24 protein-coding genes are annotated in these 25,008 nt (G+C 39.9%); 15 read left to right on the top strand and 9 right to left on the bottom strand.

Annotated features, from left to right (window positions below; translation table 11 throughout):
• Positions 1-143: 143 nt before the first annotated feature.
• Positions 144-2,609 carry an ATP-dependent DNA helicase RecG gene (recG, locus tag FJR06_RS10035; protein ID WP_168651357.1) on the top strand — a complete coding sequence of 822 codons (2,466 nt, stop codon included), beginning with the start codon at positions 144-146 and terminating at the stop codon, positions 2,607-2,609.
• Here recG and pabB read toward each other — a convergent pair.
• A complete protein-coding gene (gene pabB / locus FJR06_RS10040; RefSeq protein WP_168651358.1) occupies positions 2,583-4,859 on the bottom strand; it encodes an aminodeoxychorismate synthase component I in 2,277 nt (758 codons plus the stop codon). The genes recG and pabB overlap by 27 nt on opposite strands.
• A 758-nt stretch (positions 4,860-5,617) precedes the next feature.
• The gene (locus FJR06_RS10045) at positions 5,618-6,103 is read right to left on the bottom strand and encodes an allophycocyanin subunit alpha-B (RefSeq protein ID WP_015083049.1); all 486 of its coding nucleotides are present in this window, start codon (positions 6,101-6,103) and stop codon (positions 5,618-5,620) included.
• A 160-nt stretch (positions 6,104-6,263) separates the two neighbouring features.
• On the opposite strand from FJR06_RS10045, the gene rlmD reads away from it, so the two are divergent.
• A complete protein-coding gene (gene rlmD / locus FJR06_RS10050; RefSeq protein WP_168632321.1) occupies positions 6,264-7,646 on the top strand; it encodes a 23S rRNA (uracil(1939)-C(5))-methyltransferase RlmD in 1,383 nt (460 codons plus the stop codon).
• Positions 7,647-8,059: 413 nt separating this feature from the next.
• Positions 8,060-8,509, top strand: coding sequence for an anti-sigma regulatory factor (locus tag FJR06_RS10055; RefSeq protein WP_015083047.1), 450 nt, complete (start codon positions 8,060-8,062; stop codon positions 8,507-8,509).
• 122 nt (positions 8,510-8,631) lie between these two features.
• Here the strand turns inward: FJR06_RS10055 and FJR06_RS10060 are convergent, their stop codons facing one another.
• Positions 8,632-8,910 carry a DUF6439 family protein gene (locus FJR06_RS10060; protein ID WP_015083046.1) on the bottom strand — a complete coding sequence of 93 codons (279 nt, stop codon included), beginning with the start codon at positions 8,908-8,910 and terminating at the stop codon, positions 8,632-8,634.
• Between the two features lie 66 nt (positions 8,911-8,976).
• Here FJR06_RS10060 and FJR06_RS10065 point away from each other — a divergent pair, with 66 nt between their 5' ends.
• From FJR06_RS10065 to FJR06_RS10080, 4 genes are all read left to right on the top strand, one after another.
• Positions 8,977-9,321, top strand: a complete 345-nt coding sequence (locus tag FJR06_RS10065) for a hypothetical protein (protein WP_015083045.1) — start codon at positions 8,977-8,979, stop codon at positions 9,319-9,321.
• 84 nt (positions 9,322-9,405) lie between these two features.
• Positions 9,406-10,797, top strand: a complete 1,392-nt coding sequence (gene asnS, locus FJR06_RS10070; RefSeq protein WP_168651359.1) for an asparagine--tRNA ligase — start codon at positions 9,406-9,408, stop codon at positions 10,795-10,797.
• An 86-nt stretch (positions 10,798-10,883) separates the two neighbouring features.
• A complete protein-coding gene (locus FJR06_RS10075; protein ID WP_168651360.1) occupies positions 10,884-11,156 on the top strand; it encodes a hypothetical protein in 273 nt (90 codons plus the stop codon).
• A 2-nt stretch (positions 11,157-11,158) separates the two neighbouring features.
• Positions 11,159-11,602 (top strand): putative toxin-antitoxin system toxin component, PIN family, encoded by a 444-nt coding sequence (locus FJR06_RS10080; RefSeq protein ID WP_168359676.1) that lies wholly within the window; start codon positions 11,159-11,161, stop codon positions 11,600-11,602.
• Positions 11,603-11,852: 250 nt separating this feature from the next.
• Here the strand turns inward: FJR06_RS10080 and groL are convergent, their stop codons facing one another.
• Together groL and groES are read right to left on the bottom strand one after the other, a co-directional pair.
• Positions 11,853-13,490 carry a chaperonin GroEL gene (gene groL / locus FJR06_RS10085; RefSeq protein WP_168651361.1) on the bottom strand — a complete coding sequence of 546 codons (1,638 nt, stop codon included), beginning with the start codon at positions 13,488-13,490 and terminating at the stop codon, positions 11,853-11,855.
• A gap of 107 nt (positions 13,491-13,597) precedes the next feature.
• Positions 13,598-13,909, bottom strand: coding sequence for a co-chaperone GroES (groES, locus tag FJR06_RS10090; protein WP_015083039.1), 312 nt, complete (start codon positions 13,907-13,909; stop codon positions 13,598-13,600).
• A 1,045-nt stretch (positions 13,910-14,954) separates the two neighbouring features.
• On the opposite strand from groES, the gene FJR06_RS10095 reads away from it, so the two are divergent.
• Positions 14,955-15,632, top strand: a complete 678-nt coding sequence (locus tag FJR06_RS10095; protein WP_015083038.1) for a response regulator transcription factor — start codon at positions 14,955-14,957, stop codon at positions 15,630-15,632.
• A gap of 84 nt (positions 15,633-15,716) precedes the next feature.
• On the opposite strand, the gene FJR06_RS10100 is transcribed toward FJR06_RS10095, so the two are convergent.
• Together FJR06_RS10100 and FJR06_RS10105 are read right to left on the bottom strand one after the other, a co-directional pair.
• The gene (locus tag FJR06_RS10100; protein ID WP_015083037.1) at positions 15,717-16,007 is read right to left on the bottom strand and encodes a Uma2 family endonuclease; all 291 of its coding nucleotides are present in this window, start codon (positions 16,005-16,007) and stop codon (positions 15,717-15,719) included.
• 48 nt (positions 16,008-16,055) lie between these two features.
• Positions 16,056-16,928 carry a ParA family protein gene (locus FJR06_RS10105; RefSeq protein WP_015083036.1) on the bottom strand — a complete coding sequence of 291 codons (873 nt, stop codon included), beginning with the start codon at positions 16,926-16,928 and terminating at the stop codon, positions 16,056-16,058.
• A gap of 298 nt (positions 16,929-17,226) precedes the next feature.
• Here FJR06_RS10105 and FJR06_RS10110 point away from each other — a divergent pair, with 298 nt between their 5' ends.
• The 4 genes from FJR06_RS10110 to ureC are packed head-to-tail and all read left to right on the top strand — an operon-like array spanning position 17,227 to position 20,494.
• Positions 17,227-18,066, top strand: a complete 840-nt coding sequence (locus FJR06_RS10110) for an urease accessory protein UreD (RefSeq protein ID WP_015083035.1) — start codon at positions 17,227-17,229, stop codon at positions 18,064-18,066.
• Positions 18,067-18,105: 39 nt separating this feature from the next.
• Complete coding sequence (ureA, locus tag FJR06_RS10115) at positions 18,106-18,408, top strand: urease subunit gamma (protein ID WP_015083034.1); 303 nt, start codon at positions 18,106-18,108, stop codon at positions 18,406-18,408.
• Between the two features lie 22 nt (positions 18,409-18,430).
• Positions 18,431-18,736 carry an urease subunit beta gene (locus tag FJR06_RS10120; RefSeq protein WP_015083033.1) on the top strand — a complete coding sequence of 102 codons (306 nt, stop codon included), beginning with the start codon at positions 18,431-18,433 and terminating at the stop codon, positions 18,734-18,736.
• A gap of 51 nt (positions 18,737-18,787) precedes the next feature.
• Positions 18,788-20,494: an urease subunit alpha gene (gene ureC, locus FJR06_RS10125; RefSeq protein WP_015083032.1), complete on the top strand. Its 1,707-nt coding sequence runs from the start codon at positions 18,788-18,790 to the stop codon at positions 20,492-20,494.
• A gap of 109 nt (positions 20,495-20,603) precedes the next feature.
• On the opposite strand, the gene FJR06_RS10130 is transcribed toward ureC, so the two are convergent.
• The gene (locus FJR06_RS10130; RefSeq protein WP_015083031.1) at positions 20,604-21,320 is read right to left on the bottom strand and encodes a pirin family protein; all 717 of its coding nucleotides are present in this window, start codon (positions 21,318-21,320) and stop codon (positions 20,604-20,606) included.
• Between the two features lie 321 nt (positions 21,321-21,641).
• Here FJR06_RS10130 and FJR06_RS10135 point away from each other — a divergent pair, with 321 nt between their 5' ends.
• On the top strand, positions 21,642-22,052 hold the full coding sequence (locus FJR06_RS10135) for a thiol-disulfide oxidoreductase DCC family protein (RefSeq protein ID WP_015083030.1): 411 nt from the start codon (positions 21,642-21,644) through the stop codon (positions 22,050-22,052).
• Here FJR06_RS10135 and FJR06_RS10140 read toward each other — a convergent pair.
• Positions 22,049-22,471 (bottom strand): hypothetical protein, encoded by a 423-nt coding sequence (locus tag FJR06_RS10140; RefSeq protein ID WP_015083029.1) that lies wholly within the window; start codon positions 22,469-22,471, stop codon positions 22,049-22,051. The two genes, FJR06_RS10135 and FJR06_RS10140, sit on opposite strands and share 4 nt — an antisense overlap.
• 138 nt (positions 22,472-22,609) lie before the next feature.
• Between FJR06_RS10140 and psbQ the strand changes: the two genes are divergently transcribed.
• Complete coding sequence (gene psbQ, locus FJR06_RS10145; protein WP_015083028.1) at positions 22,610-23,062, top strand: photosystem II protein PsbQ; 453 nt, start codon at positions 22,610-22,612, stop codon at positions 23,060-23,062.
• Between the two features lie 650 nt (positions 23,063-23,712).
• The gene (locus FJR06_RS10150; protein ID WP_168651362.1) at positions 23,713-24,870 is read left to right on the top strand and encodes an FAD-binding oxidoreductase; all 1,158 of its coding nucleotides are present in this window, start codon (positions 23,713-23,715) and stop codon (positions 24,868-24,870) included.
• Positions 24,871-25,008: the final 138 nt, after the last annotated feature.

The raw sequence follows: 25,008 nt of genomic DNA on the forward strand, positions 1-25,008 counted from the left end.
CAATGACCGATAATTTATCTTCCAAATGCTTTGCCTGTACGGGCGAAGCATTTGGAGAACTGTTTTTGGCAATGACCGATAATTTATCTTCCAAATGCTTCGCCCCTACTGACAACTAACAACCGACAACTGACAATTAACCAATGACTAATGAAATGCTCGATTGGATAAGATTACATAAAGCTTTAGCATTTGAGGCAGAAAAAGGCTTTATAGATTTAGTAGGTAAGCAATATCGCTTTAGTGAATTTCTTTGTTTGACTTTTGGTAATTTCCCAACTGCTTTACCACCAAAGGAAAGACTCCGCTGGCATGAAGTAGGAATGCAATTTGCCAATTATCCAAATTTAACATTACCAGAAAGACAACATTTAGTAGCAGAAGTTAGAAGATATCTAAATCAACTTCAACAAGAGCTAGAAACAGGAGAACCTCAAATAAATTACGAATCTAAAAATCAACATCCCACAACTCCAATTGTTGCCGAAGTTAGTAAAAGACTAGCACCAACACTGGATAAACAACTGAGAGATTTACCAGAAATTGGCATCAGAAAATCCGAGAATTTAGGGCGATTAAATTTATATACAGTCCGTGATTTACTATTTTATTATCCTCGTGATCATATTGATTATGCCCGTCAAGTAAATATTAGTGAGTTGGCAGGAGGAGAAACAGTAACTATCATAGCGACGGTAAAACGGTTTAATTTTTTCACCAGTCCTAAAAATAAGAAATTATCAATTTTAGAATTAATCCTCAAAGATAATACCGGACAAATTAAAGTTACCCGTTTTTATGCAGGTGCGCGTTTTAGTAGTCGTGGTTGGCAAGAAAGTTTAAAACGCCTATATCCTGTAGGTAGTATGTTAGCAGCTTGTGGATTAGTAAAAGGTGGTAAATATGGTTTAACTTTGGATAACCCAGAATTGGAAGTTTTGGCAAATCCAGGAGATACCATTGATTCTCTCACTATTGGGCGAGTTGTTCCCATTTACGCCCTGACTGAAGGAGTAATGGCTAATACAGTCAGACAGGCAATGATGATCGCTTTAACAGCAGCAGTGAATTTAAAAGATCCTTTACCTAAAGGTTTACGGGAAAAATATGCTTTGATGGAATTGAAAGATGCAATTCCTAATATTCATTTTCCTAAAGATAGTGACTCCTTAAAAATCGCTCGTCGTCGGTTAGTATTTGATGAATTTTTCTACTTGCAACTGGGCTTATTGCAACGGCAAAAAAAAGCGCGAGAAATTCAAACTAGTGCCATACTTGCACCCACAGGTAAATTATTAGAAGAATTTAACGAAATTCTCCCTTTTCAACTGACCGGCGCACAACAACGAGTTGTTAATGAAATTCTCACCGATTTACAAAAACCTGTAGCCATGAATCGCTTAGTTCAGGGTGATGTTGGTTCAGGGAAAACTGTGGTTGCTGTTATTGCTATTTTGGCAGCAATTCAATCAGGTTATCAAGCGGCGTTAATGGCTCCCACGGAAGTATTAGCAGAACAGCATTATCGTAAGTTAGTTAGTTGGTTTAACTTACTACATTTGCCTGTTGAATTATTAACAGGTTCGACAAAAATAGCCAAAAGGAGAGAAATTCATTCTCAGTTAGAAACAGGTGAGCTACCTTTATTAGTCGGGACTCATGCCTTAATTCAAGATAAAGTTAATTTTCAACGTTTGGGCTTAGTAGTAATAGATGAACAGCATCGTTTTGGGGTACAACAACGGGCAAAGTTACAGCAAAAAGGCGAACAACCTCATGTTTTAACCATGACAGCTACGCCCATTCCTCGGACTTTGGCATTAACTGTACATGGGGATTTAGATGTTAGTCAAATTGATGAATTACCACCGGGAAGACAACAAATTAAAACCACAATGTTAAGTGGTCAACAACGTCCCCAGGCTTACGATTTAATCCGTCGAGAAGTTGCCCAAGGTAGACAAGTTTATATAGTTTTGCCTTTGGTAGAAGAATCGGAAAAATTAGATTTACGTTCGGCTGTAGATGAACATCAAAAGTTACAAGAAAGTGTTTTTCCTGATTTTCAAATTGGGTTATTGCATGGACGCATGACTTCAGCCGAAAAAGAAGCAGCAATTCACAAATTCCGCGATAATGAAACTCAAATTATCGTTTCTACCACTGTGATTGAGGTGGGAGTGGATGTTCCTAATGCCACTGTGATGCTGATTGAACACGCGGAAAGATTTGGTTTATCACAATTGCACCAATTACGGGGGCGTGTAGGACGGGGTGCAGCGCAATCTTATTGTTTATTAATGAGTAGTTCTAGAAGTCCTGATGCTCAACAACGCTTGAAGGTGTTGGAACAGTCCCAAGATGGTTTTTTTATCTCGGAAATGGATATGCGGTTTCGCGGTCCTGGAGAAGTGATGGGAACTCGCCAATCAGGTGTAGCGGATTTTACTTTAGCTAGTTTGGTGGAAGATGAGGACATTTTGCTGTTAGCACGACAAGCAGCGGAAAAGGTGATTGAGATGGATGCAAGTTTAGCGCGTTGGCCATTAATGCAGGATGAGTTGAAGTATAGGTATGAGCGGTTAATGGGTGGCGCGATTTTGACGTAAAATCTTAGTTATCAATGTTGGCACTCCCCCCCAATTATTGAGGGGAATACAAATAGCAGGTGGTAGATCCGTAAACGCACATATCCCTGTTGTAAATTGTTCGCACTTAGGGCTTGCCACAATGCTTTGATAATTGCTTCCATTTATTGTGATCATCATTGCCTGAATCAATGCCTTAGCTTTCAGCATTATTTCTTGAAACTCCATTTGGGGATCAGAAAGTGCCACAATACCACCACCAACACCAATGGAAGTTTGTTCGGCCGTCATCACAGCAGTACGAATAACAATATTCAAATCGGCTGAACCATTTAATCCTAAAAAGCCAATAGACCCAGAGTAAACTCCCCGCGCTTCTTGCTCTAATTTATCAATAATTTCCAGGGTTCTAATCTTAGGTGCGCCCGTCATAGAACCCCCAGGAAAGGCGTTACGAATGCAGTCTACAGCACTCATATTAGCGCGTAATTGACCACGAATTGTTGTCACCAATTGATGTACTGTAGCGTAGGTTTCCACAGCCATTAATTTGGGAACATGAACAGTACCCACAGCACAAACCCGTCCCAGATCATTTCTCAGTAAATCCACAATCATCAGATTCTCCGCTCGATCTTTTTCGCTATTTTGCAAGCGATCGCGTAGAATAAAATCTTCTGCGGGTGTTTTTCCTCGTGGTAGAGTTCCCTTGATGGGTTTTGTTTCCACCCAACCTTGGCGATCAATTTGCAGAAATCGCTCTGGAGATGAACAGGCAATTCCCACATCACCAAAGCGCAAAAATGCCGCATAAGGAGCAGGATTGATCTGACGTAATGAACGATAGAATTCCAGAGGATCTGCTGTTGTGTCTGTGTGAATCTGGTTTGTTAAACAAACTTGATAAGTTTCTCCTTCATGAATTTCTTGCAAACATTTTTCAATATCATCAAGATAAGTCTTTTCAGACCTGCTCAATCTAAAAATAACAGGTGTTTTTTTGTTTTGAGGAACAATAGGCGACAGAGGAGGAAGATTGTCAATTTGGTTTTTGATCGCTTCAAACCAATCTTCTGCGGAGGCTGTTTTTCCTTTATGAATTAGACAAAGCAGATAGATAGTTTGCTCTTGGTGATCAATTGCAATCATTCTATCTGCTAACATAAACATGGCATCAGGTAAGGCAGATGTGTGATTGAATTTCCCTCCAGATTCTGCCTTTAATTCATAGCCAAAATAACCCACAAATCCGCAGTTAAAATCAAAAGGTAAATCATTAGATGGGCAATGTCGCCGTTCAATTTCCCGCTGGAGATAATCAAAAATTCCCTCTGTTTTGAAACTGACAGTATCGGACTGTGTAATTGTCAGTTCTTGCCCTTGCGTCCGATAATGAATTAGGAGACTGTTTTCACCACTGTTATCTCCCATGAAAGAAAAGCGAGAAAGACCAGGTTCAACCCGACTGCTATCTAACCAAAATGCACTAGCTGATTTGCCAAATAAATGCACAAACATCTGTTCGGTATCGGGACAAAGTTCGGCTTCGCTTACTGTAAACAAATTCAATTTGCGGGTACAAAGTTCAAATTCCTGTTGCTGTTTTTTCTTAGTAGAATTTGTGGGTAAAATCTCATTCCCGTTATATCCTGTCCAATAATGTTTTTTCGGACTTTTATCTCGTTCTTGGGCAAATTTTTGGGTAATCTCTTTAAAATTCTCAAACAAAGTATGTCCATACTCAGTACAGATTGACTCTGGATGAAACTGCACACCCCACATTGGTAAAGAGCGATGGCGCATTCCCATAATCAGGTTGTCCTCTGTCCACGCTATTTTTTCTAAACAGTCCGGTAGGTCATCTGCAACCAGCAAAGAATGGTAGCGCACCACAGAAAAAGGAGAAGGTATTCCTGCAAACAAATCAGTAGCAGTATGATAAACCTCACTGAGCCGACCATGCCGAACTTCAGGTGCGTGAATAACTTTTCCTCCATAGCCAAATCCTAGTCCCTGATGTCCCAAGCAAACGCCTAGAAGTGGTACTTGGGCATTTTCAATCATTTGACGACAGATCCCAAAATCTTTTGATTTCTCTGGACGGCCAGGACCTGGTGAAATTACGATGTTATCAAATTCCCATTGTTTCAGTTCATCCCATATAACTTGATCATTATAAATTACAGTGGGATACTCTCCATTAACTTCTGCAATCAATTGGTAAAGGTTAAAAGTATAAGAGTCGTAGTTATCAATAATCAGGGTTTTCATGTTTAAATCTTCCTAATTAACTCGTCGAAAGGGCTAAAGTCCAACTACATATAAAAGTTTGATAGGTTTCCAGCAATTTTTATCCATAAACTCTATCTTTTAAGATTTCAACATAATTTTGCAGCATTGATTGAATATCTTTGTAACTAAAATATGTCTCCGAAAAGTGCTGTATAGTGGTTTGCCAATTAAGTAGGTTGGCGTTAAAAATTGTCGTTATGGCAAGGACAGAGGCAAGAGTGAAGAAGTTTTGAGAGATTTTACTTTTCTTCACACATTTTGGTTATTTTACGGCCACCTATTTAGTTAAAAAAGGATACTAAGTAAAGTTTGAAATAGTTGATAGAATATAGTATCAGTTTTCACAATATTTATATTCTTTTAGATTCATTGAAGCTACGCTAGGTGTAGCTAATGTTAATAATATCAAGCTTATTAGTGTTATGGATATTCTTTGTTTTTACTGAATAAAAACCCAACTTCGATTTCAGTTGTTCCTATTAAGTGACGTAAATCACATATATATGATTTAGATCCTCCCATAGAAATCGCCATGTTGGTATAATTAATAGTAACTGAACTCTAGCCGAGTCATTAATAGGGAACAAACCAACTGCCGACAGTCTACAACCAGTCTGTCGTTTTTTTTGCTATTAGTAACGTAAAAACTGACGATAATCATAACATATCCCCACAACTGGTTAATAACCTGATGGATATTGCCATAGCCACTACCAATTGTGGGGAATTAAAGACCTTTAAGACATCGCTTGAATGATGTAATCAAAGTAAGGTGCGGTTTCCCCAGCGTCTTCTGCATTCAATAAATCCAAAGACGCTTGTTTGAGGGAAGTGATAGCTTCTACCATTCCAGGAACAGGAACACCTAGAGAGTTGTACATTTCCCGCACACCAACCAAACCAATTTTTTCAATGGGTTCTTTGTCACCAGCAAGTACACCGTAGGTAATTAGGCGTAAATACCAGCCAAAGTCCCGAATACACAAAGCCCGTTGTTTTTCGCCGTAAGCATTACCACCAGGGGAGATAAAGTCAGGGCGTTTTTGCCAAAGTTTTTTGGTAGCTTCTTGAACGATCTTTTTCTCGTTTTCTGAAAGGGTAGCAGCGATTCTTGTTCGCTTTACACCTGTTTCCAAAAATGCTTTGATGTTTTTGAGTTCGCCACTGCTGGGGTAACGCAGTTCGTCGTCAGCTTGGAGAATAACTTGGCTAATTACAGTCATGATTATCTAAATGAACTGAAATATTTATATCTGCTAGTTTACCGACTTAGAGGGACATTCGTGAAGTGTATGGGAAGATAGGGATAAATGAATTTACAATTCTACATTGGGAACTCTCCCTTCCCTGTGAAAAAGTTCCCTCTTCCCTTATAACTGACTAATGACTAATACAATGTGGCGACAAGATGAAATTATCGAACTGGAAATTACTGATTTAAGCGACACTGGTGATGGTGTGGGACGCTTTGAGCAACGGGTGGTGTTTGTTCCTGATACAGTACCAGGAGATATCCTACTTGTCAAATTATTCAATGTTAAGCCAAAATATGCTCATGGACAGGTGCAGGAATTATTGCAAGCTTCGCCTCAACGGGTGCGTCCAAGTTGTATTGTCGCTGATAAATGTGGTGGTTGTCAATGGCAACATATTAAATATGATTACCAGTTATCAGCCAAACGCAATCAAGTAACCCAAGCTTTAGAAAGAATTGGCGGTTTTGTGAATCCACCAATAGATCCAGTTTTAGTGGCTGCTGCATCCTTTGGTTATCGCAACAAAGTTACTTATCCTATTGGTATGTCCGCTACAGGTCATGTCCAAGCTGGATATTATCAAAAAGGTAGCCATAAATTAATTAACTTGAATCAATGCCCTGTGCAAGACCAACAGTTAAATCCTTTATTAGCTGAAATAAAATTAGATATTCAAAAGCAGGGTTGGCCAATTTATGACGAAACCCGACACAAAGGCTTAATTCGCCATTTGGGTTTACGCATTGGCCGCCGCACAGGAGAAATGCTGCTAACTTTGGTCGTCAAAGATTGGAATTTACCAGGAATCGAAACCCAGGCACAGCAATGGTTACAGCGTTATCCTCAATTGGTCTGCGTGTCACTCAACCGCAATAGCGATCGCACAAATGCTATATTTGGATCAGAAACCCGTTGTCTAGCTGGAATTCCTTACCTGCGAGAAAAATTCGCCGGACTGGATTTTCAAATCGGACCAGATACCTTTTTCCAAGTGTACACAGAAACAGCCGAAGCACTTTTAGAGGTGATTCAGTCAGAACTAAATTTACAAGGTCATGAAGTCCTAGTAGATGCCTATTGTGGTATAGGAACTTTAACTTTGCCCCTGGCCAAACAAGCACGGCAAGTCACCGGGTTAGAATTGCAATCAACAGCAGTAGAACAGGCAATTGTTAATGCCCAACAGAATGGAATTAATAATGTGACTTTCCAAGTCGGCCCAGTGGAAAAAATTCTCCAGAATTTGGAAATTGTACCAGATGTGGTCTTACTTGATCCGCCCCGGAAAGGATGTGAAGCTAACGTTATCAAAACATTAAGAAACCTGAAACCATCTCGCATTGTTTACGTCAGTTGTAAAGTAGCTACTCTTGCCCGTGACCTAAAATTGCTTTGTGAAGATGGGCTATATAAACTCACAAGGGTGCAACCTGCGGACTTTTTTCCGCAAACGGCTCATGTAGAAGCAGCCGCTTTTCTGGTGTTATCGGACAATGATCAGGATAGTTAATTCTTCACAAAAATAAAAATCAGAAATTTGTAGTCTAGTGGATACTCATAATGCTAGAATGAAATTACATAAAAATAGAAACTCATTTTGTTTTAAAGAAATCGAAGCTGCATAGACTCTTAATCAAGGTGAATAAAATTGTGTTAATTACAAAATGAGCAGTTAACGAGAATATCTTTCTCCTCTTGTTCAAAAATAGCAGTTTTTACTCATCTGCTAAATGAACAGATTAACTTAAGCAAACTGTAAATAAGCAATATGAATTCTCCCACTGAACTGCTATGCTCTAGCATTTTTATAAATTTAGTTTTACAGACGCAAGTTTGAAGGCAGCATGACTACCTAATTTTGATCAGAATGCCCAAAAAAGCAAACTGATGTCTAGCTAAATATAAAGCTACGGGGTTTCTCTTGTGATTACCATTTCTCTTCGTCCAGTTGGGCGTTATTGGGGGACAATTAGTTTTGCCTCCACCCTTTATCTTTGTCCAATCCTAGATTTACTCTTGACTGATATTCCGGCAAAATTACAATCTGAACTGCGACTAGGACTCCAAGAAGCCCTAGTAAATGCCGCTAAACATGGGAATAATCTTGATCCCGGCAAATTCGTCGTCGTTCGGTTCTCATTAATAGATAATCAGTATTGGTGGATTATCTCAGATCAGGGTAGCGGCTTCACTCCCTCCCTCGAAGGTGATAGTGATCCTGATGACTATTTACCACCAGACGAAGCGGAAAGTGGACGGGGTATGTCTTTACTGCATCAGATTTTTGATCAAGTAGAATGGAATCGCAAAGGTACAGAACTCACGCTTTGTAAGCAATTAGAAAGCCGTCGTTTATTATCTTTGCGACGGTGAGAGGTGACTCGAAAAAGTTCTTTTTTTTACTTTGCGCGTCTGCGGTTTTAAAGTAATTTATCTAACCACAGAGGCACAGAGGACACAGAGAAAAAATTTTTTTACTCGGCTACAGGTGAGAGTTATTCCTTTATAGTCTCACGATTGTGTCCGTGAGTTGGGCAGGGAGGGGCGGAAATTGATTTATCTAGCCAGCCTACAGCCTGTTGTAGCCTTGCCTGTGCCTCTTGGGGTTCATTTTTGACCAAAAATACCATTGCGGCGGCTGCCTGTTCACTAGCGCGGGAATTGCGGTTAGACTTGAGACGATGCCAATCATCAGGAGAGATACTCAGCCTTTCCATGAGTGCCTGTGCTAGTTCTAGAGTGCTAATTTCATTTAGTTGGCTAGTTTGTGACATAAGACTAAGTGTTGAGTTAAGAGTAAAAGTTATGATTTAATCATCATAGCCAATGACTAATCACCAATGACTAATTTAGACGAAAATCCCCAGCCAGATTTTGCACAGGAATTAGAGGAGGTAGAAACTTCACTGCGATTCTTGAAAGATAGATATACCCAAGTGCAAAATGATCAACAACAACAGGCACAATGGCAACAGGAATTAAAAAATTTAAAGCAAAATAGAAAGCAGACTCCAGAAATTAAGAACGAACTAAGCCGCCTGCAAAAACAGTTAGAAACCTTAGAAATCAACTTAGAAAGCCAGTTGTTTTCTTGGACTAGTCTGAAAAGACCTTTTTGGCAAGCTGTCCGTTTTGGAGGTTTAGGGGTTATTATAGGTTGGTTATTAAAATCTTGGGTGGGGTGATTTAAAATATCCCCGACTTCTAAGATCCCCGACTTCTTGAAGAAGTCGGGGATCTGATCCTTTAAAAAATACAAATTGTAGAAAATGCTAAATCCTCGGATTACGGAAATATTAAGAAGTGGTAAACCCGAAGAAACTTTGGTAGTCCAAGGTTGGGTAAGAACAAAACGCGAATTAAAAGGATTTGCGTTTCTGGAAGTTAATGATGGTTCATCTTTGGGGAATTTGCAAGTTGTCATTAATCAGGATCTACCAGATTATCAAGGAATCTTAAAACAGATCAATACAGGTGCTTCTATAGAAGTATCAGGAGTGATAGTAGCTTCCCAAGGTAAAGGACAAAGAATAGAATTAAAAGCGGATACGGTGAAAATATACGGAGACGCTGATCCTGATACCTATCCCCTGCAAAAGAAACGTCATTCCTTTGAGTTTCTAAGAACCATAGCCCATTTGCGCGGTAGAACTAACTCCTTTGGTGCGGTATTTCGGGTCAGAAATGCTTGCGCGACTGCTATTCACCAATTTTTTCACGAACGGGGTTTTTTATGGGTACATACTCCCATTATTACTGCTAGTGACTGCGAAGGGGCTGGAGAATTATTTACTGTTACTAATTTTAATTTAAAGAATGTTCCCCGCAGAGAAAATCAAGAAATTGATTATAGTCAAGACTTCTTTAGTAAACCTGCATATTTAACAGTTAGTGGACAGTTAGAAGCCGAAATTATGGCTATGGCTTTTACTAATGTCTATACTTTTGGTCCTACATTCCGCGCGGAAAATTCTAATACTTCTCGTCATTTAGCCGAATTTTGGATGGTTGAACCAGAAATGGCGTTTTGTGATTTAGAGGGTGATATGGATTTGGCTGAGGAGTTTCTGAAATACATTTTTAAATATGTAATGGAAACTTGTCCAGAAGACATGGAATTTTTTAATGAGCGCATTGATAAAACTGTTTTAGAAACTGCTAATAATATTATTAACAATCAATTTGAACGGTTGACTTATACAGAAGCAGTTAAACTTTTAGAAAAAGCTGATGTTAAATTTGATTATCCTGTGAGTTGGGGCGCTGATTTACAATCAGAACATGAACGCTATTTAGCCGAACAACTGTTTAAAAAGCCAGTCATTGTCACAGATTATCCTGCACAAATCAAAGCTTTTTATATGCGGTTAAGTGATGATGAAAAAACCGTCCGCGCTATGGATATTCTCGCACCAAAAATAGGGGAAATTATTGGTGGTTCCCAACGGGAAGAAAGGTTAGATGTTTTAGAAAAACGGGTTTTAGCACAAGGTATGAACCCGGAAGATTTGTGGTGGTATTTAGATTTGCGTCGTTATGGAACTGTTCCTCATGCTGGTTTCGGTTTGGGGTTTGAAAGGTTGGTACAATTTATGACGGGTATGGGGAATATTCGGGATGTTATTCCGTTCCCTCGCACACCAGAAAACGCGGAGTTTTAATGATTTTAGAGACGTTGTAAATCACGTCTCTTTAACCCAAGCCTTTGTTATACTAAAAGTAGCTAAACTGTTCCTATGAAAATGTTATGCCATCACCTAAGATTATTGAACTTGAACAAATATTACAAACTTACTCCATTGAAGATAAACAATGGTTATTACAGCAGTTAATTCAACAACTGGGATTAAATAATCAAGAAAAACCACCCGGAGATTATAAACAACAAGCAAAAGAGATTATTGCAGAAACTATCAGCGAAGTTTTAGCTTTATCCAATGACTGCGAAGAGGAAGTTTGGCAAAAATTTTATGCCGCTAGTGGAAGAATATCGGCAAAATTAAATGAATCGGATTTCTGATAATGTCTTTTCAAAAATTTGATTCACCAATACCTTTAGTAATTGTAGATACATCTGTTTTCATCTCGGCTTTATTGAGTAAAAACCCAAATAGTGCGCCTTGTCAAATTATTATATTCTGGCGAGAAGGTAAATTTAATCTAGTAATTTCTCCACAAATATTAGAGGAATTAGTTGAAAAATTATTAGCAAAAAATATTGATAAAACTGATATCAAAGATATTTTGACAGCCATTTTTTACACAGCAATTAAAATCCAAGGTACTTATGAAGCAACAATCTTGGATAATATTGATCCTAATGATAATATGTTTTTGGCCGCAGCTTATGAAGTTAGTGCTGATTATTTAGTTTCTCTTGATAAGAAACATATTTTGCCGTTAAAACATTATCACGGAACACAAATTTTATCACCGGATTTATTTATCAGGATATTAGATAAATAAAATCAGTTTTAGTGAGGCTGAAACAATATTAGTATCTAATACAGTAAGTAGCTTTGAGTGAGGTAGGCTTTTAGCGGGCAAGATGCCCGCACCACAAGAGTTTTATTATTAATATCTGTACTTGATAATATCGGAAACTGCTGTGAATAACTGATTTAAGCACCACGTTTTACAGATTCATCAAAAATTCGCAAAAAAAAACAGCCGCCTCTTTGCGGAGGCGGCCATTATTTAATGGTAGGAAAAGATTTTAGTAGTCGTAATCTCCACCACCCATACCAGCGCCACCAGCAGGAGCGCCATCTTTAGGTTCTGGCTTGTCAACAACAATACATTCGGTTGTTAACACCATACCAGCGATAGAAGCGGCATTTTGCAGAGCAGAACGAGTTACTTTGGCGGGGTCAACAATACCAGCGGCCAACATATCTACAAATTCGTTGGTAGAAGCATTGAAACCAATGTTGAAGTCCTTCTCTTTGACTCTTTCTGCAATTACAGCGCCGTTTTGACCAGCGTTTTCAGCAATTCTCTTGAGAGGAGCAGGTAAAGCGCGAGCGACGATTAAAGCGCCTGTCAACTCTTCATCTTTGAGGTGGCTATTAGCCCAAACTTCCAATTGAGGAGCGAGGTGAGCTAAGGTTGTACCACCACCGGGAACAATACCTTCTTCTACAGCGGCCTTGGTAGCGTTGATAGCGTCTTCCAAGCGTAGCTTCTTGTCCTTCATTTCGGTTTCGGTAGCTGCACCAACTTTAACTACAGCTACACCACCGGACAATTTAGCCAAACGCTCTTGGAGTTTTTCTTTGTCGTAGGAAGATTCGGTTTCTTCCATTTGACGACGGATTTGTTCGCAACGAGCCTTAACACCAGCTTCATTACCTTCAGCCACAATGGTGGTGCTGTCTTTGGTAATGGTGATGCGGCGGGCTTTACCTAAGCTTTCTATCTTGGTGGTATCTAGTTTCAAACCAGCGTCTTCGGTAATCATTTGACCACCAGTTAAGACAGCGATATCTTCTAGCATAGCTTTACGGCGATCGCCAAAACCAGGAGCTTTCACAGCAGCAACGTTAAGAACACCGCGTAAACGGTTAACTACCAAAGTTGCTAAGGCTTCTTTTTCGATGTCTTCAGCGATAATTACCAAAGGACGGCCGGAACGAGCTACTTGTTCGAGGACGGGAACTAAATCTTGGACTAAGGCAATTTTCTTGTCAGTTAACAAGATGAAAGGCTCATCGAAAACGGTTTCCATGCGCTCTGCGTCGGTAGCGAAGTAAGGGGAAATATAACCCTTATCAAAGCGCATCCCTTCGGTGATTTCCAATTCGGTGGTCATAGACTTCCCTTCTTCTAGGGAAATTACGCCTTCTTTACCCACCTTGTCCATAGCTTGTGCAATCATGCTACCGACTTCTTCATCGTTACCAGCGGAAATTGCTGCAACTTGAGCGATCGCTTTAGAATCTTCTACAGGGCGAGCGTGTTCAGCAATTTTTTCTACTAAAAAGGCAGATGCTTTGTCAATACCGCGCTTCAATAAAATCGCATTAGCACCAGCAGCAACGTTCCGCAAGCCTTCTTTAACAATGGCGTGAGCCAAAACGGTAGCTGTGGTTGTACCATCACCAGCAGCGTCATTTGTTTTAGAAGCAGCTTGACGAATTAGAGCTACACCAGTATTTTCGATGTGGTCTTCTAATTCAATTTCTTTAGCGATGGTGACACCATCATTAACGATTTGTGGTGCGCCAAATTTCTTTTCTAAAACTACGTTACGACCTTTAGGTCCAAGGGTAACAGCTACAGCTTCAGCGAGAATATCAATACCACGCTCTAGAGCGCGACGGGCGTTTTCGTTGTAAATAATGCGCTTTGCCATAATAAGTCTAAATCCCGGTAGTAAATTAAATTTTTCTGATTTTCAAAGAAATTGGTGAGTGGTGAACAGGTAATTCGGAAAAATTCTTACCCATCACCCATGCCCAATTAGCTGACGATTGCTAAAATGTCTTTTTCAGAAAGCAATACATATTCTTCTGTAGCCAACTTGATGTCGGTGCCAGCGTACTTGGAGTACAACACTTTATCGCCAACATTAATGTCCATTGTTTGACGAGTCCCGTCGTCATTGCGCTTGCCAGGTCCCACAGCGGCTATTTCGCCAACTTGGGGTTTTTCCTGAGCATTATCGGGCAAAAACAAACCGCCTGCGGTTTTTTCTTGGGGGGCGCTTACTTTGATAAAAACGCGATCGCCCAGGGGCTTAACGGTGGAAACGCTTAAAGATACGGCTGCCATACAAAATTTTTTGCTAAATTAGCACTCTCGACTCATGAGTGCTAATCTAGCTTTATATAGGACATAATAGCAATCATGACTGGTGTACGGGTTTCCGAACTAGGGCTAGGGTAGCAATACTTAAGTGCAAATATCCAATTATTTTAGTTGTCAGGGTTTGTTGCGTAGGTAATGAATATTTTGATATGGACAACTTTATTTGCAAACTTGGGAAATTGTTATAGAACTGTAATCAGGGATCTACTCAATGAGTAACAGCACCGTGATCCACGAACAGGCATCTCATCCCTAAAACTACTAGGGAACTGGGAACAGGTAACAGGGAACAGGTGACATTACCAATTACCAATTACCCATTACCAATTACCTATTGCCCAAAACAGATAAATGCTCAATTCTGTTACAAATCGGCTAGTCTAGAACTTGGTAATGCTGTTAACAAGGACTGGGGGAGCGATCAACCCATCAGTTAGCACACAGTTATTCCATAGGCATCTTCACAGCCCAAGCCAAAAACTTGCGTGTTTGTTGTTCTAGAACGATAATGGTAGTTTACCTAGATGGGGTCTGGTATCGCCAATTAAATCCAGAAGTCATGAGAGCAGGTCATCCAAGACCAGTAAATTGGCCATGAGGATGGTGAAAAAATCTGTATTTTTAACCCATGCTTTGCCAAAAAAAACTTCCCGGCTGATTTTGAACCTCTGATAGAGGCTTCACATCCTAAGGATAAGTAGAGCAGCAGTATGCCAATGAAAGCGCAGGTGAGTTTTGAACTAAGGTCATCTTGAAAAATACCGACTTGTGATTCACAAGGACGATAATTTAATCAGGGTTTTCAGCCTGCAACTTTCAAATGGATCTATAATAGCGCATTATAAAGACTACTGCTATACGTATCCTTACTAGACTTTTTCCATTCACCTGCAAGTCTGTTGAAAGTAACTAACACTTTTAAGACTTAGGGGAGTTAAAGTAAGTTAAGTGGGAAAAAAGACAACATCCTAAGTCATCCACCATACGGGATAACTATATCAATACCTTAATGGATCGAAGCGCGAGAAGTGCCACTGTTATGAAAGAACCCAGCATGAAAGACCACAAAAGACTTCTATTCATTGATGATGACCCTAACCTCATCTTGCTGGTGAAGGATTACTTAGAGTTCCGGGGCTACGAAGTCATCACGTCCGCCAATGGCAGAGAAGCCCTGGATCTTCTAGAAACCGAAGTTCCAGATATGATCATCTGTGATGTGATTATGCCGGAAATGGACGGATACACTTTTGTCGAAGAAGTCCGCAAGACTGAACGAACTAGTTGGATTCCCGTTCTTTTCCTCTCAGCTAAAGGTCAAAGTGCAGACCGAGTTAAGGGGTTAAATAAAGGTGCTGACGTATATATGATCAAGCCCTTTGAACCGGAAGAACTCGTAGCACAAGTAGAATCCTCACTCAAGCAAACTGTACGTTGGAAAGAACATCAAACCAAGGGTGGGGACAGCAGTTCTCGTATCCAAGTTCCTTTCGATGTCCAGTTAACCCCCACTGAACTGAAAGTAGTCCAGTTTGTCGCTAGGGGTTTAGCAAACCGCGAAATCGCTGAAGAATTAAATGTCAGCCAGCGGACTGTTGAAAGCCATGTGTCCAATATGTTGGGCAAAACCAATCTCCACAACCGGACTGAATTAGCACGGTGGGCGATTGAAAATCAAATGGCTTAAACAATTTTAGATTTTGGATTTTGGATTTTGGATGATTTATCTAAGGTCTAAAGTCCAAAATTTTTGATTTTGGATTTGGGAAAATTACGCTGGAGACGGAAAATCTACATCTTCATAAAGTTGCGTCATTGTTCCTGCAAAGTTAATGCTTTGTAATTGAAATGAAGTTTCTTCTCCTACATAAGACTGTAATACCCAAAGTCCATCTTCATTGCGGCGGAAACATTCAACTCTCGGTTTTTTCGGATTAATTAAAATATATTCTTGTAAAGTTTCTATGATATATCCATCAATGTATTCATACTTAATGGGGCTATTTTCTTCTAATTCTAAATATTCTTCTGGGGTGATGTAAATTTGGGAAGAAGCAAACATATTCAAAACCTCACAAATAAGATAAGATGTAGGGTTAACACCTGCTAGTCATGGTAAACTAACCATCTGTAAGAGATTAACAGAATTCTGATTTAGTCTTTGCATAAATTCCTTAGTTAATTTTACCATTGCATCATGGGTATCACCGTATTTTTGTTTGTATGTTAGCTGCATACTAAAATCTAAACTTTCAGCAACTTTTGCTCTTTCCGGGATTTTATTGGAGAAAGTTGGTGGAAAGAAAGGATTCACAATAATAAAATTTAAATTCTGTGTTTGGGCAACCGTTCCGTTATAACGAGAAATTAAAGTTCCTATCGGGTTGAGGTGATGTTCATAATCTTGATTAAACTTCTCAATCTGTTTGAGTAATAGTTCTAAACCATGAATTGACATTCTGCTAGGGACACAGGGAGTAAGACAAAAATCACTGGCATAAAACGCGCTTTTGATAATATTATTAATACTGGGTGGACAGTCTATTAAAATGTAGTCATACTCTGCTAGCAATGGAGTGATAATTTGCCGCAAAATAGAAACAGAACTTTCTGGTAAATACTCTTGCACTTCAAATAATCTTGGACTGCTAGGAATTAGATGTAGGCAATTAAAAGAGTTTTTATTTCTGACATTAGAAACTTCTTCTTTGACTATAAATTTATCATAATTACCATTTGCTAAAAAATATTCAGCATTTTTAAACAAAAAAGGCAATGTCAACCCTCGATTATTATATTGCCATTCCCAAACTTCCTCAGACATTAAGCCAGTAGTTAAGTTACTTTGGGGGTCTAAGTCAATAGCAAGAACACGCTGACCATACATTGTATCCCCTGCTAAATACTCTGCTAAGGCCATAACAAGAGTAGTTTTGCCAACTCCACCCTTAAGGTTACAAACGCTAATTACTTTGGCTGTCATATTTTTTAGTAGATGCTGTATTGATGGAAATGCTGTTCTATTTTGACCGAAAATGGTACAAAATTAACAACTAAAAAAGATCAAAATTAAATTAAAAGTGATTTTCACAAAAAAACTAATAATTCTCCTTGCTGCCATAAAATTAGGATTCCACTGAACATTACAAAGGAGATAACGAGTTGACAGAAAAGTAATAATCTGTAATTCTTGAATTTTTATCCCAAAATTATTTAAATCTATTTAGCACAATATGTTAAACCGTACAAATCAGGTGATTAATTTTTACTTTACCCCATAAATGATTGAGAACACCCAAACAATACAAGGTTGGCATGGCTTACTTAACTTAGTCTATGCTAATCGCCAAGATTCCACTCAGTTAATTTATAACCACCATCAAGCCCCATTAAAGGTACAACGCCCCTTTTACCCGGAAGGACAAGAAATTTGCCATAGTGTGATTTTACATACGGCTGGGGGCATTGTGGGGGGCGATCGCCTATCCTCTCATATTCACCTCCAACCCGATACAAACGCCTTGATTACTACAGCCGCTGCTGGTAAAATATATCGTAGTAATGGCTTACCAGCAAGACAAACCGTAAATATCCAAGTTGATAGTCACGCTTGTTTAGAATATTTGCCCCAAGAAACGATTTTATTTAATGGTGGGATTTATCGGCAAGATTTACGAGTAGAATTAGCTACGGATGCGAGTTATTTAGCTTGGGAAATTACGCGGTTTGGACGCAGTGCTAGGGGAGAAAAATTTGTACAGGGAGAGATGCGATCGCACACGGAAATCTGGCAAAATGGTATACCCCTATGGATTGATAGACAAATCGTTCCCGGTAGCGAAGAAGTGTTTCACAGTCCTCATGGTTTAAGAGACAATCCCGTTGTTGGTAGTTTTGTTGGCGTTGGTTTCCCCATATCTCCAGAAATCATCAATCAAGCACGTTCTTTAATTATTCAAAACTCTGATGCTGGAGTAACTCGCTTACAACATGGATTTTTGTGCCGATATCGTGGTAATTCTACATCCCAAGTCAGAAGTTGGTTTACAAATATTTGGCAAATGTTACGAGTATCTTGTCTAAATCGTGGTAATTGTATTCCTAGAGTATGGCAAATTTAAACGAACCACAGAGACGCAGAGAACGCAGAGGAGGGAACAATGCAGCTTACACCCCAAGAGAAAGATAAATTATTAATTTTCACCGCTGCTTTAGTGGCAGAAAGACGTAAAAATAGAGGGTTAAAATTAAATTATCCTGAAGCAGTTGCCTTTATTTCTGCGGCGATTTTGGAAGGTGCAAGAGATGGTCAAACTGTAGCAGATTTAATGAGTTATGGTACGACTTTATTAACTCGTGATGATGTTATGGAAGGGATTCCTGAAATGATTCATGATGTTCAAGTGGAAGCCACTTTTCCTGATGGTACAAAGTTGGTAACTGTACATAATCCTATTAGATAAATTTTACGCAAGGGAAAAAATTATGATACCAGGCGAAATCATCACACCCAATGGTGAAATAGAATTGAATGCAGGTCGTCCAACTACTAAAATAATAGTCGCAAATACAGGAGACAGACCAATTCAAATAGGATCACACTTTCACTTTTACGAAGTCAATACCGCTTTAAACTTCGACAGAGAAAAAACACGAGGAATGAGATTAGATATTCCCGCCGGCACAGCCGTCAGATTTGAACCAGGAGACGAAAAAGAAGTTACTCTAGTTCCTCTCGTTGGGACACGCCAAATCTACGGCTTCAACAACAAAATTGACGGAGACCTCTAAAATTCTCTCTGTCTCTCTGCCTCTAAAGCGTGATAAAAAAAGGATAAAAATATGCCCTACAAAATGAACCGCCAAGCCTACGCCGATACCTTCGGACCAACAGTAGGAGACAGAATTAGATTAGCCGATACAGAACTATTTATAGAAGTAGAAAGAGACTTTACAACCTACGGTGATGAAGTGAAATTTGGTGGGGGAAAAGTCATTAGAGATGGGATGGGACAATCCCCAATTTCTAATCATGATGGTGCAGTAGATTTAGTTATTACTAATGCTTTAATTCTCGATTGGTGGGGAATTGTCAAAGCAGATATTGGCATTAAAGACGGCAAAATTTATAAAATTGGTAAAGCCGGAAATCCCTATATTCAAGACAATATAGATATTATTATTGGACCGGGAACAGAAGCTTTAGCCGGCGAAGGAATGATTCTCACTGCGGGGGGAATAGATACCCACATCCATTTTATCTGTCCCCAACAAATTGAAGTCGCTATTGCTTCCGGTATTACCACCATGATTGGTGGTGGGACAGGCCCAGCTACGGGAACAAATGCCACAACTTGTACCCCTGGTCCCTGGAATATGTACCGAATGTTGCAAGCTGCTGACGCATTCCCTGTCAATTTAGGATTTTTGGGCAAAGGTAACACCAGTCAACCCCAAGGACTGATAGAACAAATCGAAGCCGGGGCAATGGGGTTAAAACTCCATGAAGATTGGGGAACAAATCCAGCCACAATTGATACTTGTTTGACCGTTGCTGATGAATATGATGTGCAAGTAGCAATTCATACTGATACTTTAAACGAAGCCGGCTTTGTGGAAGATACAATTGCCGCTTTTAAACATCGTGCTATTCACACTTATCACACAGAAGGGGCTGGAGGTGGTCATGCACCAGACATTATTAAAGTTTGCGGACAAAGTAACGTTTTACCATCTTCCACTAATCCTACCCGTCCTTACACCGTCAACACTCTAGATGAACATTTGGATATGTTGATGGTATGTCATCATTTAGATGCAGCTATTCCTGAAGATGTATCTTTTGCTGAATCCCGTATCCGTCGAGAAACTATTGCTGCGGAAGATATTCTGCACGATTTAGGTGCGTTTAGTATGATTGCTTCTGACTCCCAAGCAATGGGGCGTGTCGGTGAAGTAATAATTAGGACTTGGCAGACAGCACATAAAATGAAGGTGCAACGGGGAAGCCTTGCTGGTGATAGTCATGCCGATAATTTACGAGCTAAACGTTATGTTGCTAAATATACAATTAATCCGGCAATCACCCATGGTATTTCTGAATATGTGGGATCAGTAGAAGCGGGGAAATTAGCCGATTTGTGTTTGTGGAAACCTGCTTTTTTTGGTGTCAAACCGGAAATTGTCATTAAAGGCGGCATGATTGCTTGGTCACAGATGGGTGATGCTAATGCTAGTATTCCCACACCCCAACCTGTATATATGCGACCGATGTTTGGCAGTTTTGCTGGTGCTAGAAATGCAACATCATTAACTTTTGTGTCTCAAGCTGCTTTGTCCAGAGAAATTCCTCAACAATTAAAATTAGGGAAATTAGCGATCGCAGTTTCAGGAACTCGTCAAATTACTAAGCGAGATATGAAATTAAATGATGCTTTACCTCATATTGAAGTAGATCCAGAAACCTACGAAGTTCGCGCAGATGGTGAATTATTAACTTGTGAACCAGCAACCGTTTTACCAATGGCACAAAGATACTTTCTCTTTTAGAATAGATGAAGATAAGATCCCCGACTTCTGACATCAATTTATAATTTGTGGACACAATAAATAAAAGAAGTCGGGGATCTGGATATGAACGATTGCTATAACTGAATACTTAACCTAAATCAAACAGTAATATTTCTGCATTTGAATTACTGCTAATTGTTAATTTCTCTTCTCCTGTAATTTCTACTCCATCTCCAGCTTTCAATTCGTGATTATTGAAAATTACTTCACCTTTAGCTATTTGCAACCAAGCATAACGATGGTTTTGGACATGATAATTTACCACATCACCTTGTGCTAAAATTCCCGCATAGAAAGAGACATCTTGGTGAATAGTTACAGCCCCATCTCGTCCATCTTCTGCCGCAATTAAACGCAGTTTTCCCTGCTTCTCTGACCTAGGAAAAGCTTTTTGTTCATATCTAGGTTTTAGTCCTTGCTGATTTGGTAAAATCCAGATTTGTAGTAGGTGTAATTCTTCAGTTTGAGAAGGATTAAATTCGCTGTGCATAATTCCAGTTCCTGCACTCATAACTTGTGCTTCACCGGGAAGAATTACCGAACCTGTACCTAAACTATCTTTATGTTCAACCGCACCTGATAAAACATAAGTGAGAATTTCCATATCTTTATGTCCATGAGTCGGAAATCCTGCACCAGCAGCAATGCGATCATCATTAATTACTCGCAAAGAACGAAATCCCATTCGGTTGGGATCATAAAAACCGCTAAAGGAAAATGTATGATAACTATTCAGCCAATCAATATGATTATGTCCACGGGAATTGCCATCATGAATTACATAATTAATGGTATTTTGAGTCATGATTTCACATTGCTATTTAATAGTTAAGTAGGTGAACACAATAAAACCAAACTGTGTAAAGAAACGTAAAATCGCTGAAAACTTCTTTACTCTTGCCTCTTGCCTATTGCCTTGCTATAACGACAATTTTCAACGCCAACCTACTTAGTTGTACTGGAAAATTGCCAAAGCAGAATTAGTTTTTTCACTGTTTATATAGTAAAGTAGATACAGGTAAATTCACAAATATGCACTAAAAAGTAAGATACAAGAACCCCAACCCCCTCCCCGCAAGCGAGGAGCTACATCTTCAAGGGTTTTCGGCATTTCCCTTATAATTTTATGAATTACTACGTGATCTATGATGGCAACTGCAATCTTTGTGTGACTTTAGTGCAGTTGTTGGAAAATTTAGACCAAGGGAAACTGTTTCGCTACGTTTCTATGCAAGATGAGGAGACATTATCTCAATGGGGGATTACCTCGACAGATTGTCAACAGGGGATGATTTTAATTGATGGTAATGCTACAGAAAGACGTTGGCAAGGTAGTAATGCGGCTGAAGAAATTGGGCGACTATTACCTCTAGGAAGCCTGTTTGTGGATGCGTATCGGACGTTACCGGGGATCAAATGGGCAGGAGATAGGTTTTATGAACAAATTCGGGATAATCGTTATACATTGTTTGGTAAGCGTTCCCAAACCTATCAATCAGCATACTGTGTAGATGGTAGTTGTATTAATAATCCTTAGTTTCCATTAAACACCTCTAAAATTTGCCGACAAACCTGTTTTAGCTTTTCCCCAACAACAGCCGAGGGTGTGGAATCACCAACAAAACTCCAAGTTTCAACGGTAGAAAGTCGCCAAACTTCCCCACTGTGGTCAAATCCAGCAGCTTCGACACCAATGGCGCGACGGTGATGAGTGATGGGATCTTGATAAAATCGGATTTGAATTAAAATACTGCGACAGCGCCAAGATTTGCTGATACCAGGAAAGTGAAAACCAATGTCTATGGAATCTGGATCTACTAATTCTCTGGTTTCTGGGTCATTGTGCCAGGGTTTAAGATCGGATTTGACATCAGGAAATTCATATTTAAATAAATTTACTACTGTAGCAATTTTGCTGGCAAATTCTAGGTTTGTGGCTTGTTCGGCTGCGTTCACTCAATAATACTCCTCTATTCGCTTGGTCTGTGGGGAAGATCAAGACAGAAAAACCTAAGTTAATTGTAACGGTTCATTACATAGCGATCTAAAATAACACTGTTAATCTGTAAACAAATAAAAAATTAATTTTCATCTATGGTGCGTCAACGTTCTATTTTTTCACTGATTTTTGGATTATTGGCCACATTTTTGATTAGTTGTGGTAGTCCTACTGTTGCTACTGTACCACCATCTTATACAGCAGCGGAAGTTGCCAAAATTCAGGAATATGTTCCCGGAATTCAGATGGTGCGCGATCGCTCTTCAGAACTGAAAAACCTCATTTCTAAGGGTGAATGGGTGAAAGTGGGTAATTTTATCCACGGACCAATGACAGAAGCTAGGTTAAATATGACTTATATCATTCCTAATCTAGCCAAACAAAACCAAGCCAAAGCTCGACAAATCAGCAAAGATTTGTTGAATGACTTAGTAAGAATTGATCAAGCTGCTACTGCGAGCAATACTAGCCTAGCTGCGAGTAAATACAAGGAAGCTTTTGCAGATATTGACAAATTCTTAGAACTAGTTCCTGAAAAGAGTAGCTAAGAGAGGAGTCACCGAGTCAGGAGTCACCGAGTCAGGAGGAAGAAAGAAGAAGAAAGAAATTTCTCCCCTGTTCCCTGTTCCCTGCTTCATTTCGAGTCTTGAATCACAAAATGCTAGGGTGATGGAGTGATAGGGTGGAAAAGAAGACTTTTGATTCTTCACCTCTGACTCCTAGCAAAAACCGTCAGTAACCCAGCCCTGAAGGGACTGAGCTTGCAAGAGTAATCAAACAAGCTGTACTGACCAGACCACCCTGAGCTTAGTCTCATGGTAGCCGTTATTTGAGTCACGACACCTGGGAATGCGTAGCTAGTTCCCCGCTCTGTCGCTTGTGATTAAACAGTTCTAAGGTCACTGGAACAGTGTTGCAAGCTCAAGCAAGCTCTTATAACTGGTCGTTCGCGCAGCGTGCCGGAGGCATCTAGCTAACATTACCCCAGAAATGGGAGGCTCTTTGGAGCAAAACATTATGCGTACAGAGTTGGGAATTTTGAATCGGTAATTGTCCCGTTGAAAGTACATCACAAGAGTACCCCGAATTTCCCAACTCCAAGGCGGTAATGAAAAAATATTCAAGGTGGTTAAAACCGCTCGTGTCGCTTTCCTCTCAGCACTGAAGTGTCTGAGTTTCCCACTTACCGGGTATTCTTATGAATATAGTAATTATCGGCTGTGGTGTGGTTGGGGCGGCGATCGCCTATGAACTCAGCCAAGTTAAAGGTTTAAACATCACCGTTTTCGAGCAAAAACAACCTGCACAAGGTTCTACCAGCGCTGCCCTCGGTGTTTTAATGGGCATAATCAGTAGTAAAACCAAGGGTATTGCTTGGCGAATGCGACAAAATAGCATCCAACGCTATGAAACTTTGATTCCTGAATTAGAAGGGATTACAGGGCGAAAAATCCCTTGTAACCGTCAAGGAATCGTGATGCTGTTGTCAGAAAATTTAGAACACCCCTTAGAAAGTGGGGTTGAGGTGCTTTCAGAATGGGAACAACTGCGAGAAATTCGCCAATCTCAAGGTTGGGAATTGCAAGTTTGGGATCAAAAACAACTGCAAAAATATTGTCCCCAAGTTAGTGATCCGCAAATTATTGGTGCTGTCTATTCTCCCCAAGATTTACAACTAAATGCCACAGCTTTAACTTTAGCCTTAGTAGATGCAGCCCAACGCAATGGGGTAAAGTTCAAATTTGGTGTATCTGTGACGGGAACAGAAACCCCACCTCCACCACCCCCAACTCCTTTACACATCAAAAAAGGATTGGGAGAACCACATAAATGTAATTTTATTGAAACTACAGAGGGCGAAGTTGCCGCTGATTGGTTTATCATGTCTGCGGGTTTAGGTTCAACGGACTTAACTGCACAATTAGATCAAATGGTGAATATCCGTCCGGTGCTGGGACAAGCTTTATATTTAAGTTTAGGACGGACTTTAGGAAATCCTGATTTTCAACCGGTGATTACTGGTAATGATGTGCATATTGTACCAATGGGAAATGGTGATTATTGGATAGGAGCAACGGTAGAATTTCCTGATGATGAAGATCAAATATCTCCAAGTCAAGAATTATTGGATGCTGTCAGACAACAAGCGATCGCATTTATCCCAGATTTAGCCGCAGCTAAGGTTCTCCGCACTTGGTCAGGATTGCGCCCTCGTCCCGAAGGCAGACCAGCGCCAGTAATTGATAAGTTACCGGGTTTTACGAACATTCTTCTGGCTACGGGACACTATCGCAATGGTGTTTTACTCGCACCAGCCACAGCCACAGCGATTCGGGAAATGATTGTACCCCAATAATAATTAAGATCCCCGACTTCTTAAAGAAGTCGGGGATCTGCCAATTCATCAGTACCCATTACCCATTACCGTAGGGGGAGTAGGGTGAGTAGGGGGAGTAGGGGAGAAATTTCTTCCTTCTTCCTTCTTCCTTCTTCC

Source organism: Dolichospermum sp. UHCC 0352, from assembly GCF_009711925.1.
Classification (GTDB): Bacteria; Cyanobacteriota; Cyanobacteriia; order Cyanobacteriales; family Nostocaceae; genus Dolichospermum; species Dolichospermum lemmermannii.

Coding starts and splice junctions, on each gene's coding strand:
- FJR06_RS10150 (WP_168651362.1), top strand. CDS start 23,713: ATGAATATAGTAATTATCGGCTGTGGTGTGGTTGGGGCGGCGATCGCC.
- FJR06_RS10135 (WP_015083030.1), top strand. CDS start 21,642: ATGAATTACTACGTGATCTATGATGGCAACTGCAATCTTTGTGTGACT.
- FJR06_RS10065 (WP_015083045.1), top strand. CDS start 8,977: ATGACTAATTTAGACGAAAATCCCCAGCCAGATTTTGCACAGGAATTA.
- FJR06_RS10120 (WP_015083033.1), top strand. CDS start 18,431: ATGATACCAGGCGAAATCATCACACCCAATGGTGAAATAGAATTGAAT.
- FJR06_RS10045 (WP_015083049.1), bottom strand. CDS start 6,103: ATGACTGTAATTAGCCAAGTTATTCTCCAAGCTGACGACGAACTGCGT.
- FJR06_RS10075 (WP_168651360.1), top strand. CDS start 10,884: ATGCCATCACCTAAGATTATTGAACTTGAACAAATATTACAAACTTAC.
- FJR06_RS10100 (WP_015083037.1), bottom strand. CDS start 16,007: ATGTTTGCTTCTTCCCAAATTTACATCACCCCAGAAGAATATTTAGAA.
- ureC (WP_015083032.1), top strand. CDS start 18,788: ATGCCCTACAAAATGAACCGCCAAGCCTACGCCGATACCTTCGGACCA.
- groES (WP_015083039.1), bottom strand. CDS start 13,909: ATGGCAGCCGTATCTTTAAGCGTTTCCACCGTTAAGCCCCTGGGCGAT.
- rlmD (WP_168632321.1), top strand. CDS start 6,264: ATGACTAATACAATGTGGCGACAAGATGAAATTATCGAACTGGAAATT.
- psbQ (WP_015083028.1), top strand. CDS start 22,610: ATGGTGCGTCAACGTTCTATTTTTTCACTGATTTTTGGATTATTGGCC.
- ureA (WP_015083034.1), top strand. CDS start 18,106: ATGCAGCTTACACCCCAAGAGAAAGATAAATTATTAATTTTCACCGCT.
- asnS (WP_168651359.1), top strand. CDS start 9,406: ATGCTAAATCCTCGGATTACGGAAATATTAAGAAGTGGTAAACCCGAA.
- FJR06_RS10105 (WP_015083036.1), bottom strand. CDS start 16,928: ATGACAGCCAAAGTAATTAGCGTTTGTAACCTTAAGGGTGGAGTTGGC.
- pabB (WP_168651358.1), bottom strand. CDS start 4,859: ATGAAAACCCTGATTATTGATAACTACGACTCTTATACTTTTAACCTT.
- groL (WP_168651361.1), bottom strand. CDS start 13,490: ATGGCAAAGCGCATTATTTACAACGAAAACGCCCGTCGCGCTCTAGAG.
- FJR06_RS10110 (WP_015083035.1), top strand. CDS start 17,227: ATGATTGAGAACACCCAAACAATACAAGGTTGGCATGGCTTACTTAAC.
- FJR06_RS10095 (WP_015083038.1), top strand. CDS start 14,955: ATGGATCGAAGCGCGAGAAGTGCCACTGTTATGAAAGAACCCAGCATG.
- FJR06_RS10060 (WP_015083046.1), bottom strand. CDS start 8,910: ATGTCACAAACTAGCCAACTAAATGAAATTAGCACTCTAGAACTAGCA.
- recG (WP_168651357.1), top strand. CDS start 144: ATGACTAATGAAATGCTCGATTGGATAAGATTACATAAAGCTTTAGCA.
- FJR06_RS10080 (WP_168359676.1), top strand. CDS start 11,159: ATGTCTTTTCAAAAATTTGATTCACCAATACCTTTAGTAATTGTAGAT.
- FJR06_RS10130 (WP_015083031.1), bottom strand. CDS start 21,320: ATGACTCAAAATACCATTAATTATGTAATTCATGATGGCAATTCCCGT.